Consider the following 14,251-nt stretch of genomic DNA (forward strand, 5'->3'; position numbering starts at 1 on the left):
GTCGTCGCCTCATTCTCCGGAGGGTCATGCTCCGGATCGTCCGTCCCCGTGTGCCGCGTCGAGAGCGCTCGGCAGGATCTCCAGGAACGCGTCCACCTCCGCGTCACCGATGATCAGCGGCGGCATGAGCCGTACGACATCGGGGGCGGGCGCGTTCACCAGGAGGCCGGCTCCCTGGGCCGCCTGCTGCACCTGCGGTGCGAGGGGTCCGGTGAGCACGATACCCAGCAGCAGGCCACTGCCGCGGACATGGGATACGAGCGGGTGGCCCAGCGCCTCGACTCCGTCGCGGATCTTCTCGCCGAGCCGCTTGACGTCGTCGAGCACGCCGTCGGCCGCGAGGGTGTCCAGGACCGCCAGTCCGGCGGCGCAGGCGACCGGGTTCCCGCCGAACGTCGTGCCGTGGTGACCCGGCTTCAGCAGGTCCGCCGCCGGCCCGAACGCGACGGTCGCACCGATCGGCAGACCGCCGCCGAGCCCCTTGGCAAGGGTGACGAGGTCGGGCTCGACGCCCTGGTGGGCCTGGTGCTCGAACCACTGGCCGCAGCGCCCGATCCCGGTCTGCACCTCGTCCAGTACCAGCAGGGTCCCGGTCGCTCGGGTGATCTCCCGGGCGGCCTCCAGATAGCCCTTGGGCGGCACGACGACACCGTTCTCGCCCTGGATCGGCTCGATGATGACGAGGGCGGTGTCGGTGGTCACCGCCGCCCGCAGGGCGTCCACGTCCCCGTACGGGACATGGGTGACGTCACCGGGGAGCGGGCGGAACGGCTCCTGCTTCCCCGGCTGTCCGGTGAGGGCGAGCGCACCCATCGTCCGGCCGTGGAAGCCGCCGTCGGTGGCGACCATGTGGGTGCGCCCGGTGAGCCGGCCGATCTTGAAGGCGGCCTCGTTGGCCTCCGCGCCCGAGTTGGCGAAGAAGACCCGGCCCTCGCGGCCGAACAGCTGGAGCAGCCGCTCGGCGAGCGCGACGGGCGGCTCGGCGATGAACAGGTTCGATACGTGGCCGAGGGAGGCCACCTGGGTGGAGACGGCCTCGACGACGGCAGGGTGGGCGTGGCCGAGGGCGTTGACCGCGATCCCGCCGACGAAGTCGAGGTGGCGGTTGCCGTCCTCGTCCCAGACGTGGGCGCCCTCGCCGCGGACCAGGGGCAGGCGGGGGGTGCCGTAGTTGTCCATCAGCGCGCCCTGCCAGCGCGAGGTGAGCCCTTCGGCTCCGGTGCCGGTCATGATTCCCCCTGCTGCTGGTGTCCGTCGGTTGTCCGTACGCCGGCTGCCCGTACGTCGGTGGAGGCGTCCGGCACGACCATGGTTCCGATGCCCTCGTCGGTGAAGATCTCCAGCAGGATCGAGTGCTGGACCCGGCCGTCGATGACGCGGGCGGTCTCGACGCCGTTGCGCACGGCGTGCAGACAGCCCTGCATCTTGGGGACCATGCCGCTGGACAGCTCGGGCAGCAGCTTCTCCAGCTGGCTGGCGGTGAGCCGGCTGATCACGTCGTCGCTGTTGGGCCAGTCCTCGTAGAGCCCTTCGACGTCCGTGAGGACCATCAGCGTCTCGGCGCCCAGGGCGGCGGCGAGCGCGGCGGCCGCGGTGTCGGCGTTGACGTTGTAGACGTGGTGGTCGTCGGCGGAGCGGGCGATGGAGGAGACGACCGGGATGCGGCCGTCGTCCAGCAGCGCCTGGATGGCCCCGGTGTCGATGGCGGTGATCTCGCCGACCCGGCCGATGTCGACGGATTCGCCGTCGATGGTGGGCCGGTGCTGGGTGGCGGTGATGGTGTGGGCGTCCTCGCCGGTCATGCCGACGGCGAGCGGGCCGTGCTGGTTGAGGAGACCGACCAGCTCGCGCTGGACCTGTCCGGCGAGCACCATCCGTACGACGTCCATCGCCTCGGGAGTGGTGACCCGCAGCCCGGCCTTGAACTCGCTGACCAGGCCCTGTTTGTCGAGCTGAGCGCTGATCTGGGGGCCGCCGCCGTGCACGACGACGGGCTTGAGGCCGGCGTGGCGCAGGAAGACGACGTCCTGGGCGAAGGCGGCCTTCAGCTCCTCGTCGATCATGGCGTTGCCGCCGAACTTGATGACGACGGTCTTGCCGTTGTGCCGGGTCAGCCAGGGCAGCGCCTCGATGAGGATCTGCGCCTTCGGGAGTGCGGTGTGCTTCCGCGCGGCGCTCATGAGCTGTACGCGCTGTTCTCGTGGACGTAGTCCGCGGTGAGGTCGTTGGCCCAGATGACGGCGGACTCGGTGCCCGCGGCGAGGTCGGCTGTGATCTTGACCTCCCGGTAGCGCATGTCGACGAGGTCGCGGTCCTCGCCCACTTGGCCGCTCTTGCAGACCCAGACATCGTTGATGGCGACGTTGAGCCGGTCCGGCTCGAAGGCCGCCTTTGTCGTGCCGATGGCGGAGAGGACACGGCCCCAGTTGGGGTCCTCGCCGTGGATGGCGCACCTGAGGAGGTTGTTACGGGCGATGGACCGGCCGACCTCGACGGCGTCGTCCTCGGTGGCCGCGTTGATCACCTCGATCCGGATGTCCTTGGAGGCGCCCTCGGCGTCCCCGATGAGCTGCCGGGCGAGGTCGGCGCAGACGGCCCGGACGGCCTCGGCGAACGCGCCCTGCTCCGGCGTGATGCCGCTGGCGCCGGAGGCGAGCAGCAGCACGGTGTCGTTGGTGGACATGCAGCCGTCGGAGTCGACCCGGTCGAAGGTGGTCCGGGTGGCGTCGCGGAGCGCGGCGTCCAGCACGGGGGCTTCCACATCGGCGTCGGTGGTGATGACGACGAGCATGGTGGCCAGGCCCGGGGCGAGCATGCCCGCGCCCTTGGCCATACCGCCCACCGTCCAGCCCTCGCCGCCCGCGACGGCCGTCTTGTGCACGGTGTCGGTGGTCTTGATGGCGATGGCGGCCTTCTCACCGCCGTGCTCGCTGAGGGCTGCGGCCGCCTGCTCGATGCCGGGAAGCAGCTTGTCCATGGGGAGCAGGATGCCGATGAGCCCGGTGGAGGCGACGGCGACCTCGCCCGCGCTGTGCCCGTCCAGCACCTCGGCGACCTTCTCGGCGGTGGCGTGGGCGTCCTGGAAGCCCTTGGGTCCCGTACAGGCGTTGGCGCCACCGGAGTTGAGGACGACGGCGGTGACCTCGCCGCCCTTGAGGACCTGCTCCGACCAGAGCACGGGGGCGGCCTTGACGCGGTTGGAGGTGAAGACGCCCGCGGCGGCGCGACGGGGCCCGTGGTTGACCACGAGGGCCAGGTCCGGGTTACCGCTCTCCTTGATCCCCGCGGCGATGCCCGCCGCCGAGAATCCCTGTGCTGCCGTGACGCTCACGGTGCGACTCCGATCGTCGAAAGACCTGTGTCCTCGGGGAGTCCGAGGGCGATGTTCATGCTCTGGAGGGCACCGCCCGCGGTGCCCTTGGCGAGGTTGTCGATGGCGGCGACGACGACGATCCGCCCGGCGGCCTCGTCGTACGCGACCTGGACCTGTACGGCGTTGGACCCGTACACCGAGGCGGTGGCGGGCCACTGCCCCTCGGGCAGGAGGTCCACGAACGGCTCGTCCGCGAACGCCTTCGCGTAGACCGCGCGCAGGCTCCCCGTGCTCACGCCGGGCTTCGCCTTCGCGCTGCACGTGGCGAGGATGCCGCGCGGCATGGGGGCGAGGGTGGGCGTGAAGGAGACGGTGACCGGCTCACCGGCGGCGGCGCTGAGGTTCTGGATCATCTCGGGCGTGTGGCGGTGCCCGCCGCCGACGCCGTACGGGGTCATGTTCCCCATCACCTCGGAGCCGAGCAGATGCGGCTTGGCGGCCTTGCCCGCACCCGAGGTGCCGGACGCGGCGACGATCACGGCCTCCGGCTCGGCGATGCCCGCTCCGTACGCCGGGAAGAGCGCGAGGGACACGGCGGTCGGGTAGCACCCGGGCACCGCGATCCGCCGCGACCCGGCGAGCGCGTCCCGCCCGCCCGGCAGCTCGGGCAGCCCGTAGGGCCAGGTCCCGGCGTGCTGGGACCCGTAGAACTTCTCCCAGTCCCCGGCGTCCTTCAGCCGGAAGTCGGCCCCCATGTCCACCACGAGCACCTCGTCCCCGAGCCGCTCGGCGACGGCGGCGGACTGCCCGTGCGGCAGAGCGAGGAAGACGACGTCGTGCCCGGCGAGGGCCTCGGCGGTGGTGGGCTCCAGCACCCGGTCGGCCAGCGGCCGCAGATGCGGCTGGAGCGGGCCGAGCGCCTGTCCGGCGTTGGAGTGAGCGGTGAGCGCACCGATCTCGACGTCGGGGTGCGCCAGCAGGAGGCGGAGCAGCTCACCGCCGGCGTATCCGCTCGCTCCTGCCACTGCTGCACGTACGACCATCGGTGACCCTCCTCGTTGATGGCATGACTATACGCAGCGCCGCACTTTTATGCAACGAGTGATCATCGAGCGGCCAGGAAGGCGACATCGGGAAGGACGGGGGCGCTCAGAACCACGGTGATGGCCACCAAGTCGGGGACATGCGGGGACATGACGGTGGACGTACTGCCGGAACGCCGCCTCCGGGGCGAAGTCGTCGACCGGGGATCACGCCGTCGTGCGATGGGCGGTGTGCGTGGACGCCGTTCCGAGGCCCGCTCCCCGCGAATCGCTGCGAGCGATGTGCGCGGCGCGGAACCGCAGCCGGGCGGCAGGGCTCCGGGAGGGGGCTCACCGCTCGGCGGAGCGGGCCTCCGGGCGGTCCTCCCGGGCCCACTCCCATCTCCAGAACGCGGCGAGGCGGTGGTCGTGCTCGTAGCCGGGGCGCATGTGGGACCCCACGCGTTCGATCGCCTCCCCGGTACGCGGGTCGTTCCGGCGCAGGAGGCCGTAGGCGGCGTTGAGCCGCGTCCCCAGGTCGTCCTCGTCGAGCAGGGCCACCAGGGCGTCGGCGACGGCGACCGTACGGTCCGCGCCGTCCGCGACAGCCTCGGCGGTGAGGGCCCGCACGTCGGCCGCCGGATCCTGGAGCAGCGCGACGATGGCGTCCGTGACCTCGGCGCCGCCGTCATGAGCCGCGACCAGAGCCCGGCCGGCCCCGGCGCGCACCGTCCCGTGCCCGTCCCCGGCGAGCTCCAGCAGGGCGGCCCGGGCCGCCGCGCCGAGGACGGTGCCAGGCGCGTCCCGGCTGAGCAGGAGGCCGGGGACCTCCGCGCGGACGCGCGGGTCCGGGTGGTCGGCGTACCGCAGTCCCACCGCGTCCGTCGCCCGGTGCTCCGTCTCGCTCAGGACGTTGAGCACCTCCGCGAGGACGGCCGGGTCGTCCTCGCCCTCGTCGGCCCAGGCTTCGAGCAGCTCCGCCGTCTCCTTCCGGTAGGAGTTCCGCCGGCTCGACCGCGTCAGCTCGTACCAGCGGAGGACGTCGAGGGCGAAGCGACGGCACTCCGGATGCGGGCTGTGGCGGTGCGCCGCGACGGCGGACCAGGTCTCCTTGCTGCGGCGTTCGCTGAGGACCCATCGGGCGGACGACCAGTCGACGTGGTCCGCGTCCGGCTGCGCCACGGCCCTGGCCACCAGCTCGTCCACGGGCGTCAGGACGCGGAAGGCCCACTCCAGATCGGTCAGGATCGCACCGTGCCCGGCGCGGACCGTGGCGCCTTCCAGCGTCAGCTGCGTCACGTGGTCGTACTCGTCGTCCTTCACCCGGGCCCGGTGCACGGGGCCGGTTCCGCTCGTCCTGCTCCGGAGCCCGGCTTCCGCGCCCCGCTCGTACCGGTCCCGGGCCAGGGAGAGCAGGTGCTGCCGTTCGGCCTCCGGGAGGCGCAGCCGGGGTTCCCGGCCCAGCACGGCCTTCACCATCGCCGGAGAGCCTCCGTCGATGGCCCGTACCAGCGGGGTCGTGCCGTCCGGAAGCCTGCGGTCCGGGTTCGCGCCGCCCTCGACCAGAGCCTCGGCCACAGCGACGTGATAGGCGCCGACCGCCAGGCACAGCACCGGCAGGCCGTCCTCCGTGGCCGTGTCCGGGACCGCCCCCGCCTCCAGCAGCGCGGTCACCGCCTCGGCGTCCCCCCGCCGGACCCCCGCGATCAACTCCTTGGCGTTCAATGTGCCGTTCCCCTCTGTTCCGTGACTGCCGTCGCCTGCTCGGCCCGTACCCCCCCGTCCCGTACTCGGGGCACCGTCACCACCACCGTGACCGGGAGGACGACGGCGAACTCGGAGACAACGGCGGAGGCGTCCGCGGCGTTCCCTACGGGCTGGACCGGACGGTCGTCGGTGCGAGCGATCGAGGCGTGGGAGAAGGTGAGCACCGCGGATCAGGGGCGGGGGGCGATACTGGTCGTGGCAGTCACCTCGCCGCCGATCCGGCCCCGGGCCGGTCTCGGCCGGTGGGGTCCCGTCCTCGGCCGACGCTCTTGAGGGGAGCCGTTCATGACCACGGCGAAAGACCTGTTCATCATCGCGATGGACCCGGCGCCGGAACACACCGTGGGGCAGGGCGACCTGTCGCTCGCACTCGCGGGAGCCGAGCTGCTCGATCTCATCGGTGCGGGAGCCGTCACCGTGGACGACGACCGCATCGTGCCGGGCGGGGCGTCCGCGCCGGACGATCGGCTGCTCGGCGAGGCCGCGGGGCTGATCACCCCGCAACCCCCCTACGAGCGGATCGAGGACTGGCTGTGGCGCCGCGGCCGGGACCTGTCGGCCACCTACCAGGACGCCCTGGAGGCGGACGGCGAGCTGACGCAGCGGAGGAGCGGCCGGCTGCCCTTCGGCCCGAAGCACGTGGAGCTGGTGGATACGCCCGGCCGCCGCCGGGCCGTCGGCCGCCGGGAGGAGGGGGAACCCGTCCTGGCCGCCCTCGCGTCGGTCGTGGGCCTCGACGGCGGACCGCCCGACGACGAACTCCGCCTCGACGACGAGACGGTGACCACCGTGGTCGCCGCCGTTCACGACGCGGTGATGGAGCTGGAGGCCGTACGTCAGCGGCGGACCATCGAGAACACGGCCTTCGCCAATGTCTGGCGCGGCCCCTGATCCGCGTCGGTCACCGAGGCGTCCGGCCGGGCCGGCCCCGGCCGGGGCGGCCGGTCCAGGAGCAGCGGGATCGCCAGGACGGGCAGCAGCCAGACGAACACGATCAGGCGGTAGCCGAGAAGTTGGGCCAGGTTCGGGTGGCCCGCCTGGTTGAGGAGGCCCGCCGCGCCTGCCGCCAGGGCCACGGGCAGCACCACGGAGCGCCGCCGCAGCAGCGCCCAGGCCGAGAGTGCGAGCAGGGCGGGAAGAACGGGGTACGTGGCCTGGCGGCCCAGCCAGGCCGTCCAGAAGACCCACTCCTGAGCGAAGAACTCGGGCCAGGGGTTCGGCAGGTCGGGGCGCCGGTAGTGGTGGGTCAGCAGATCCTGGGCGCTGTCCTGGCCCGTCGGCCAGGACAGGAGGTGGACGCCCGCGTAGATCGAGGCCGCCAGGACCCCGCACAGGACGGCCGCCGCGCCGGTACGGGCCACCGGTCGCCCCCTCAGGCGGCACCACCCCCACCAGAGCGTGAACCCGGCCGCCAGCGCGGCCGCCAGCAGCAGGGCCTGCGAGTAGCGCACCGGGAACATCAGTGCCAGCCCGCCCGCGACGAGCGCCGCACCGAGGCGCGGCCGGTCCCGCAGCAGCAGGACACAGCCGAGGACGACCGCCGTGCCCAGGGCGAGGGTGAGCCCGTCGCTGAGCGGGTTCATGGCGACGGTGCCGGTGGGCAGGGCGAGATACAGCGCCTGACCGGCCAGTCCCGCACGCCAGGAGGCGCCCGAGCAGCGGAGGGCGAGCAGAACGCAGACACTCCCCGCCAGCGCGACGGCCAGCCCGGCGAGCCAGAGGCCCCACACCACGCCGAAGAGGGTCAGGAAGGGGACGAGGAGGAGCGGGTAGCCGGGGCGGGCCTCGAAGATGGCCATGAACCGGTGGTTCGCGAACGGCGCGGTCATTCCCGAGGTGTTGCCGTTACGGGACCAGTGGGCGACCGAGTCGGTCAGTCGGCGTACGCATGCGGCCTCCGTCTCCCCCGCCGCCTTCCTGCTGGTCCAGGGGATGGTGGACAGGGGCGCGCGCTGCCCGCTGTCGCAGGAGTAGGCGATGGCCCGCCGGCCCGCTTCCTCCCGGCTCTCACCGCTGAGGCTCAGGGCGTAGGAGAGGTAGTTCTTGGTGTCGGGCGAGGCCCGTCCGGTGACCGCTGTCAGCTGGAGTCCGGTGAAGGCCACGGCGATGAGCAGCATCCCGATGAGGACCAGGTGCTGGGTTCTGCGGGTGTTCGGCATCGGACGGGCGCTCCCCTGCGTACGGCGGTTGTCCCATCAACGAGAGAACCGGCGCGGGGTGGCGTTCCGAGGGGAGAAGTCCCCGCCGGAACGCGTGCGGCCCGACCGCTCGGGGCGCTACCGGCCGCGCGGCTTTCCGCGCTTGCCGCTCTGGCCGCCTGCCCGGCCGCCCGCCTGGGGCTTCCTGCCCGACGCGGACTTGTGCCGGGCACCGCCCGGTCCGCCGCCCTTGGCCTTCCCGGTGGCCTTGGCCCTGTCCCTCGCCTTGTCCTTGGCCTTCGCCTTCGCCGTCTGCTGCGGCGGGGTGGCCGCGCGGCCACGGGTGCTGTTGACGGTGCGCCCCCGGACGATGCCGATGAACTCCTCCACCAGGTCGGGGGTGATCTCCGCCTCGGGCCAGGAGAGGGCGATGCGCGACTCGGGGGCCTCCAGGACCGGACGGTAGGTGAGGTCCTTGCGGTGGTGCAGCCGGGCCAGGGACTGGGGCACGAGGAGGACGCCGACGCCCGCCGCCACCAGTTCGATCGCGTCCGCCGTGGTGGCCGGGCGCTCGATCGCGGGGCGGCCCGGGAGGGTCTCCCAGCCGAGGACGTCGTCAAGCGGGTGCAGCACGATCTCGTCGGCCAGCTCGTCGAGCGAGAGCTCCTCCGCGGCGGTCGCGACGTGGTCCTTGGGGATCACGACGACGGTCGTCTCGGTGTAGAGGGGGATGGCGCTCAGGACGTTCCGGTCGACCGGCAGCCGTACGAGGCCCGCGTCCGCGCCGCCGTCCGCCAGCAGCTCCGGTGCCTCGGCCGCCGTGGCCTGGACGAGCTCCAGGGGGGTGCCGGGCAGCCGCTCGCGCCAGACCCTCACCCACTTGGTGGGCGTCACGCCGGGGACGTACGCGAGCCTGAAGGATGAGGGGATGTCCGAGCCTGTCACGGGTTCAGGCTACCGGTCCGTGGTCGGAGGTATGTCCCACGGTCGATACCCTGGACCCATGACGTCGCACAAGACCGCCCAGACCATGAAGCCCGCCACCGCGGCGAAGAAGCTGGGTGTGTACCTCCAGGCCACCCCCGCCGAGTTCCAGGAGGGTGCCGTCTCGCGCACCGAGCTCAACGCCCTCCAGACCGACCCGCCCGCCTGGCTGGTGGAGCTGCGCCGCACCGGCCCGCACCCCCGCCCCGTCGTCGCGGCGAAGCTCGGCATCTCCATCGCGGGGCTCGCCCGCGGCGGGGTCACCGAGCCGCTCACCACCGAGCAGATCGACCAGCTGAAGAACGAGATGCCCGAGTGGCTGCAGAAGGAGCGCGCCACCCAGGCGGAGGTCCGCAAGGAGGCCGCCCGGATCAAGGAGCGCAACGCGGAGCGGGCCGCCCAGGCGGACTGACCCCCGCGGTACCGACAGCGCAACGGAATGCCCGGCCGACGCCATCGCGTCGGCCGGGCATTCCGGCTGTCGGGCCCGAGGGCCTGACGTGGGTCAGAGGACCTGACGCAGGTCAGAGAACGCCGGACTCGGCGATGGTGACCTTGGCGCTGGTACGGCCGCTGGAGGAGCCGAGCGCCTCGATCTTGCGGACCAGGGCCATGCTGTCCTCGTCTGCGACCTCGCCGAAGACCACGTGCTTGCCGTCCAGCCACGGGGTGAGCACGGTGGTGATGAAGAACTGCGAACCGTTGGTGTTCGGTCCGGCGTTGGCCATCGAGAGCAGGCCCACGCGGTCGTGCTTGAGCTTGAAGTTCTCGTCGGCGAACTTCTCGCCGTAGATGCTCTTGCCGCCGGTGCCGTCGCCGCGGGTGAAGTCCCCGCCCTGGAGCATGAAGTCCGTGATGACGCGGTGGAAGGACGAGCCGGCGTAGCCGAAGCCCTTCTCGCCGGTGGCGAGCGCGCGGAAGTTCTCCGTCGTCTTGGGGACGACGTCGTCGAACAGGTTGAACGTGATCCGCCCTGCGGGCGCGTCGTCGATGGTGATGTCGAAGTAGACCTTGGTTGTCATGCTGACATCCTCACATTCCTGGCAACCGCAGGGGAAACCCGGGTGGGTGCGGCACGTCGGATGTCCGCCTCCGTCCACCCCCCGGCGGTATCCCGGTGGCATCCCGGCGGTCAGCGGATGCCTGCCTGCAGGCTGAGACTCCAGCGGCCGGGCAGGCCCGTCAGCGTGACGTTGGAGAGCGGGCGGACGTCCACGTTCCAGTACGCGGCGGGCGGGGCGTTCAGCGCGTAGACGAGGGCCGCCCGGATCACGGCGGGTTCGGCGACGGCGACGATGAGGCCGTCGCTCGCGGGTCGGGTGTCGAGCCAGCCGCCCACCCGCCCGATGAAGCCGAGCAGGGACTCCCCGCCGTGCGGGGCGCTGCGCGGGTCGGCGAGCCAGGCGTCGACGGCGGCCGGTTCGCGGGCGGTGACCTCGCCCAGGGTCAGCCCCCGCCAGCGCCCCATGTCGCAGTCGCGCAGGGCGGGCTGCGCCATCGGGGCGAAGCCGAGGGCGTCCCCGGTGGCGCGGCTGCGCGGCGTGGGCGAGCAGTAGCGCAGCTCGGCCGCGCCGAGCGGGATCAGCGTGTGGGCGACGAGCTGCACCTCGTGCCAGCCGGCCTGGTCGAGCGGCCGGTCGTCGTCGAAGCGTTCGGCCAGCCGGGAGGAGCTGCGCGCCGCTGCGACCAGGGAGACCCGAAGCGTCATGGCGGGATCGTGGGGCCGAACGCCTGTCCGGTCAAGGGGGCTCGCACCGGCACGGTCCCGGCCGTCCGCCGTCCCCCTTCGGGCCCACCCCCCATCAGCCGTACGGGCCAGGCGAGTTCGCCCTGCGGCGCGATGCCCCCGGGCTCCCCTGGCTGGCACCTTGGTCACCGGACAGGCCGGACGTCGGCCCGCCGGACCGTCGCCGCACCGGACCGGGCCGGCGCTGCACCGGGAACGAGGACGCTCATGAAGCTGTCACCCCCCGTCAAGGACTCCGCGGCCATCCGCCCCGGACGGTTCCGGGGTGCTTGGCGGGCGGCGCACGAGCCCGTGGCCGGAGTGTCCCGGCCGATGCGGTTCATCGCCTATGCCGTGCCCCTCACCGTTCTGCCCTCGGCCCTCTGGCGCCTGCCGATCCTGGTCGACGGCACGGTCCCGCTCGGCGAGCGGGCCTATGTGGCCCTGCTGTCGGTCGTGTCCGAGGCGCTCGCGTTCACCGCGGTGGGCCTGGTCGCCCGCTGGGGCGAGGTGGTACCCCGCTGGGTCCCGGGGCTGGGGGGCCGCCGCATCCCGCCGCTGGCCGCCGTCGTTCCGGCCGCCTCGGGGGCCGCGGCCCTCACTCTGCTGTGGACCGTGCTCACCCTCGTCACCGAGCTCATGGGCACCACCATCCGGGGCGACGAGCTGCCCAGCAACTTCCCGGGCCAGGCAGGTGGCTGGGAAGAGGCCTGGTTCCACATCTGCTACATACCGTTGACCCTGTGGGGGCCGTTGCTGGCCGTGCTCACGGTCGCGTACGCGGTGCGGCGTCGGCGGACGCGTACGTGACCGGCGCCTCGGGGCCCGCCAGCGACTCGTACGCGGTACGGAGCCGGCGGACGCCCTCCGCGATCTCGGCCGCCCCGGAGACCGCGGCGAAGCTCAGGCGAACGTGTCCGGCCGGGGGTTCGGCGCAGAAGTAGGGGCGGCCGGGGGCGATGGCGACCGAGGCGCGCAGGGCGGCGGAGACGACGGCGGGTTCGTCGGCCCCCGTGCCCGCGCCGCTGCCCGGCAGCCGGAGCCAGAGGCTGCCGCCGCCCGCCGGGAGGTGCGGCAACGTGAGGGCGGGCAGCTCTCTGCGGAGGGCGGCCGCCATGACCGTACGGCGCTGGCCCAGCTCCCTCGCGACGGCCGCCAGGTGGCGGCCCCAGGACGGGGAGCCGACCAGTTCCAGCGCGGCTTCCTGGAGCGGCCGGGGCACGAAGAAGCTGTCGACGACCTGGATGGCGCGGAGGCGCTCCAGCACCGGGCCTCTGGCGGCCAGCGCACCGACCCGGAGGCTGGGCGAGGTGACCTTGGTGAGCGAGCAGACGTGCACGACGACGCCGTCGGGGTCGTCGGCGGCCAGCGGCGCGGGCAGCGGCCCGGCGTCGTCGTGGACGAGCCGGCGGGCGAAGTCGTCCTCGATGACGAAGGCCCCGGCCGCACGGGCGATGGCCAGGACCTCCGCGCGGCGGGCGGGGGCGAGCGTGGCGCCGGTGGGGTTCTGGAAGAGCGGCTGGGTGACGAAGACCCGGGCTCCGGTGGCCCGGAACGCGTCGGCGAGCAACTCCGGGCGGACCCCGTCGGCATCCATCGGGACGGGTACGGGACGCAGTCCGGTGGCACGGGCGACGGCGAGCATCCCGGGGTAGGTGGGCGACTCCACGAGGACCGGGGCGCCGGGCGGGGCGAGCGCGCGCAACGCGGTGGCCAGCGCACTCTGGCCGCCCGCGGTGATCAGGACGTCGGTGCCGGAGATGGCGGGCCCGATCTCGCGGGCGAACCAGGACCTCAGTTCGGGCAGTCCGTCCGTCGGGGGGCGCCCCCAGGCTCCCGGTCTGCGGCCCGCACGGGCCAGGGCCGCGGAGAGGGCCCGCTCGGGCTGGAGCGAGGTGTGGAGGTAGCCGCCGTTGAACTCGATGACGCCCGGCGGCGGTTCGGCGAGGGTGACCAGCACTCCGGAGGCGTCCACGGTACGCGGCACCACCTCGGGACCGCCGTCGCCGCTCAGCGACACCTCCTGCCAGGACGTGTCGCCCGGCTCGGGCAGCTCGGTGCGGGGCTGCGCGCGGAAGGCGCCCGAGCCGGGGCGGGTGACGACGAGCCCTTCGGCGGCGAGCTGCGCGATGGCCCGGGAGACGGTGACGGGGCTGACCCTGAACCGTTCGACGAGTGCACGACTGGACGGCAGCTTTCCACCTGGAGAGTAGCGGTTGAGCTCCGCCCGCAGGGAAGCCGCCAGTTCCGCAACACTGCTACGCTCATGCATGAGAGTAGAGAATAGCGCTATCCCGTCCTCCGCGATAGCGGCCAGGGGCCCCGCAAGCGCCCTGGCGCCCACACTGTCCGCGCCGGACTCCGCGGCCGCGGCGGCCGCTCCGGCCTTCCCCGCGCCGACGACCGGCCGCGGCGGCACCGTCCTCGCCGGGCTCGGCGTCGTCGCGTTCTCGCTCACCTTCCCGGCGACCGCCTGGGGCCTGGAGAGCTTCGGCCCGTGGTCCCTGGTCGCCCTGCGCAGCGTCCTCGCCGCCGTGATCGCGGGCAGCTTCCTGCTGGCGGCGCGCGTCCCGTTGCCCGAGCGCCGCCACTGGGCCGGACTCGCGGTGGTGGCGGGCGGTGTGGTGGTGGGCTTCCCCCTGCTGACGACGCTGGCGCTCCAGACCTCCACCACCTCGCACGCGGCCGTCGTCGTGGGCCTGCTGCCGCTGACCACGGCGGTCCTGGGGTCCCTGCGTACCGGCGAACGCCCGTCCCGGGCGTTCTGGGTCGCGGCCCTCGCCGGGGCCGCGATAGTGATCGTCTTCACCGTGGGACAGAGCGGCGGGGCCCTGACCTCGGGTGATCTGTATCTGTTCGGCGCGCTGCTGGTGTGCGCCGCCGGGTACACCGAGGGCGGACGGCTGGCCCGGCTGATGCCGGGCTGGCAGGTGATCGGCTGGGCGCTGGTCCTGTGCCTGCCGCTCGCGGTGGCGGGCAGCGCGGTGGCCCTGCCGCTCGAACCGGTGCACCTCAACGCCCACGGCGTCCTCGGCCTGGTCTGGGTGGCCGCGGGCTCCGCCTTCTTCGGGCTGTACGTCTGGTACCGGGGCATGGCCGCGATCGGCGTCGCCCGCGCCAGCCAGCTCCAGCTCGCCCAGCCGCTGCTGACGCTGGTGTGGTCCTTCTTCCTGCTCGGCGAGGAGGTGTCGGCGAGCGCGCCCGTCGCGGCGGTGGCGGTCCTCGTCTGCATCGCCGCCACCCAGCGGGCGGGCCGCCGCCGCACAGGACGGGAATCCCGGTCCGTACGGCCCTAGACTGG

14 protein-coding genes are annotated in these 14,251 nt (G+C 73.3%); 4 read left to right on the top strand and 10 right to left on the bottom strand.

What is annotated here, in order from left to right; translation table 11 throughout:
- Positions 1-24: 24 nt before the first annotated feature.
- From RI138_RS04255 to RI138_RS04275, 5 genes are all read right to left on the bottom strand, one after another.
- Positions 25-1,230 carry an acetylornithine transaminase gene (locus RI138_RS04255; RefSeq protein ID WP_096629636.1) on the bottom strand — a complete coding sequence of 402 codons (1,206 nt, stop codon included), beginning with the start codon at positions 1,228-1,230 and terminating at the stop codon, positions 25-27.
- On the bottom strand, positions 1,227-2,180 hold the full coding sequence (gene argB / locus RI138_RS04260) for an acetylglutamate kinase (protein ID WP_311118814.1): 954 nt from the start codon (positions 2,178-2,180) through the stop codon (positions 1,227-1,229). Before argB ends, RI138_RS04255 begins: the two co-directional genes overlap by 4 nt.
- Positions 2,177-3,331 carry a bifunctional glutamate N-acetyltransferase/amino-acid acetyltransferase ArgJ gene (gene argJ, locus RI138_RS04265; protein ID WP_311118815.1) on the bottom strand — a complete coding sequence of 385 codons (1,155 nt, stop codon included), beginning with the start codon at positions 3,329-3,331 and terminating at the stop codon, positions 2,177-2,179. Before argJ ends, argB begins: the two co-directional genes overlap by 4 nt.
- Positions 3,328-4,356, bottom strand: a complete 1,029-nt coding sequence (gene argC, locus RI138_RS04270) for an N-acetyl-gamma-glutamyl-phosphate reductase (RefSeq protein WP_311118816.1) — start codon at positions 4,354-4,356, stop codon at positions 3,328-3,330. The genes argJ and argC overlap by 4 nt, the downstream gene beginning before the upstream one ends.
- 330 nt (positions 4,357-4,686) lie before the next feature.
- Complete coding sequence (locus RI138_RS04275; protein WP_311118817.1) at positions 4,687-6,060, bottom strand: ankyrin repeat domain-containing protein; 1,374 nt, start codon at positions 6,058-6,060, stop codon at positions 4,687-4,689.
- A 327-nt stretch (positions 6,061-6,387) separates the two neighbouring features.
- On the opposite strand from RI138_RS04275, the gene RI138_RS04280 reads away from it, so the two are divergent.
- Positions 6,388-6,993, top strand: a complete 606-nt coding sequence (locus RI138_RS04280; protein ID WP_096629643.1) for a GOLPH3/VPS74 family protein — start codon at positions 6,388-6,390, stop codon at positions 6,991-6,993.
- On the opposite strand, the gene RI138_RS04285 is transcribed toward RI138_RS04280, so the two are convergent.
- Both RI138_RS04285 and RI138_RS04290 read right to left on the bottom strand, forming a co-directional pair.
- Positions 6,939-8,261 carry a hypothetical protein gene (locus RI138_RS04285; protein WP_311118818.1) on the bottom strand — a complete coding sequence of 441 codons (1,323 nt, stop codon included), beginning with the start codon at positions 8,259-8,261 and terminating at the stop codon, positions 6,939-6,941. The two genes, RI138_RS04280 and RI138_RS04285, sit on opposite strands and share 55 nt — an antisense overlap.
- A gap of 117 nt (positions 8,262-8,378) precedes the next feature.
- Entirely contained in the window at positions 8,379-9,185 is an 807-nt protein-coding gene (locus tag RI138_RS04290) for a LysR family substrate-binding domain-containing protein (RefSeq protein WP_311118819.1), read from the bottom strand.
- A 58-nt stretch (positions 9,186-9,243) separates the two neighbouring features.
- Here RI138_RS04290 and RI138_RS04295 point away from each other — a divergent pair, with 58 nt between their 5' ends.
- Positions 9,244-9,636, top strand: a complete 393-nt coding sequence (locus RI138_RS04295; protein ID WP_311118820.1) for a DUF5997 family protein — start codon at positions 9,244-9,246, stop codon at positions 9,634-9,636.
- Positions 9,637-9,748: 112 nt separating this feature from the next.
- Here RI138_RS04295 and RI138_RS04300 read toward each other — a convergent pair whose 3' ends face one another.
- Positions 9,749-10,246, bottom strand: a complete 498-nt coding sequence (locus tag RI138_RS04300) for a peptidylprolyl isomerase (RefSeq protein WP_096629647.1) — start codon at positions 10,244-10,246, stop codon at positions 9,749-9,751.
- A gap of 110 nt (positions 10,247-10,356) precedes the next feature.
- The gene (locus tag RI138_RS04305) at positions 10,357-10,932 is read right to left on the bottom strand and encodes a histidine phosphatase family protein (RefSeq protein WP_096629649.1); all 576 of its coding nucleotides are present in this window, start codon (positions 10,930-10,932) and stop codon (positions 10,357-10,359) included.
- 246 nt (positions 10,933-11,178) lie between these two features.
- Between RI138_RS04305 and RI138_RS04310 the strand changes: the two genes are divergently transcribed.
- A complete protein-coding gene (locus RI138_RS04310) occupies positions 11,179-11,760 on the top strand; it encodes a hypothetical protein (RefSeq protein ID WP_311118821.1) in 582 nt (193 codons plus the stop codon).
- Here the strand turns inward: RI138_RS04310 and RI138_RS04315 are convergent.
- Entirely contained in the window at positions 11,717-13,222 is a 1,506-nt protein-coding gene (locus tag RI138_RS04315) for an aminotransferase-like domain-containing protein (protein ID WP_311118822.1), read from the bottom strand. The two genes, RI138_RS04310 and RI138_RS04315, sit on opposite strands and share 44 nt — an antisense overlap.
- Between RI138_RS04315 and RI138_RS04320 the strand changes: the two genes are divergently transcribed.
- Positions 13,221-14,246 (top strand): DMT family transporter, encoded by a 1,026-nt coding sequence (locus RI138_RS04320; protein ID WP_311118823.1) that lies wholly within the window; start codon positions 13,221-13,223, stop codon positions 14,244-14,246. The two genes, RI138_RS04315 and RI138_RS04320, sit on opposite strands and share 2 nt — an antisense overlap.
- The last annotated feature ends 5 nt before the right edge of the window (positions 14,247-14,251 follow it).

Source organism: Streptomyces durocortorensis, from assembly GCF_031760065.1.
Lineage (GTDB): Bacteria > Actinomycetota > Actinomycetes > Streptomycetales > Streptomycetaceae > Streptomyces.

Bases quoted from the DNA above. Each gene is read 5' to 3' on its own strand.
- RI138_RS04310 (WP_311118821.1), top strand. From the start codon at position 11,179: ATGAAGCTGTCACCCCCCGTCAAGGACTCCGCGGCCATCCGCCCCGGA.
- RI138_RS04280 (WP_096629643.1), top strand. From the start codon at position 6,388: ATGACCACGGCGAAAGACCTGTTCATCATCGCGATGGACCCGGCGCCG.
- argB (WP_311118814.1), bottom strand. From the start codon at position 2,180: ATGAGCGCCGCGCGGAAGCACACCGCACTCCCGAAGGCGCAGATCCTC.
- RI138_RS04300 (WP_096629647.1), bottom strand. From the start codon at position 10,246: ATGACAACCAAGGTCTACTTCGACATCACCATCGACGACGCGCCCGCA.
- RI138_RS04315 (WP_311118822.1), bottom strand. From the start codon at position 13,222: ATGCATGAGCGTAGCAGTGTTGCGGAACTGGCGGCTTCCCTGCGGGCG.
- argC (WP_311118816.1), bottom strand. From the start codon at position 4,356: ATGGTCGTACGTGCAGCAGTGGCAGGAGCGAGCGGATACGCCGGCGGT.
- RI138_RS04295 (WP_311118820.1), top strand. From the start codon at position 9,244: ATGACGTCGCACAAGACCGCCCAGACCATGAAGCCCGCCACCGCGGCG.
- RI138_RS04305 (WP_096629649.1), bottom strand. From the start codon at position 10,932: ATGACGCTTCGGGTCTCCCTGGTCGCAGCGGCGCGCAGCTCCTCCCGG.
- RI138_RS04285 (WP_311118818.1), bottom strand. From the start codon at position 8,261: ATGCCGAACACCCGCAGAACCCAGCACCTGGTCCTCATCGGGATGCTG.
- RI138_RS04320 (WP_311118823.1), top strand. From the start codon at position 13,221: ATGAGAGTAGAGAATAGCGCTATCCCGTCCTCCGCGATAGCGGCCAGG.
- RI138_RS04255 (WP_096629636.1), bottom strand. From the start codon at position 1,230: ATGACCGGCACCGGAGCCGAAGGGCTCACCTCGCGCTGGCAGGGCGCG.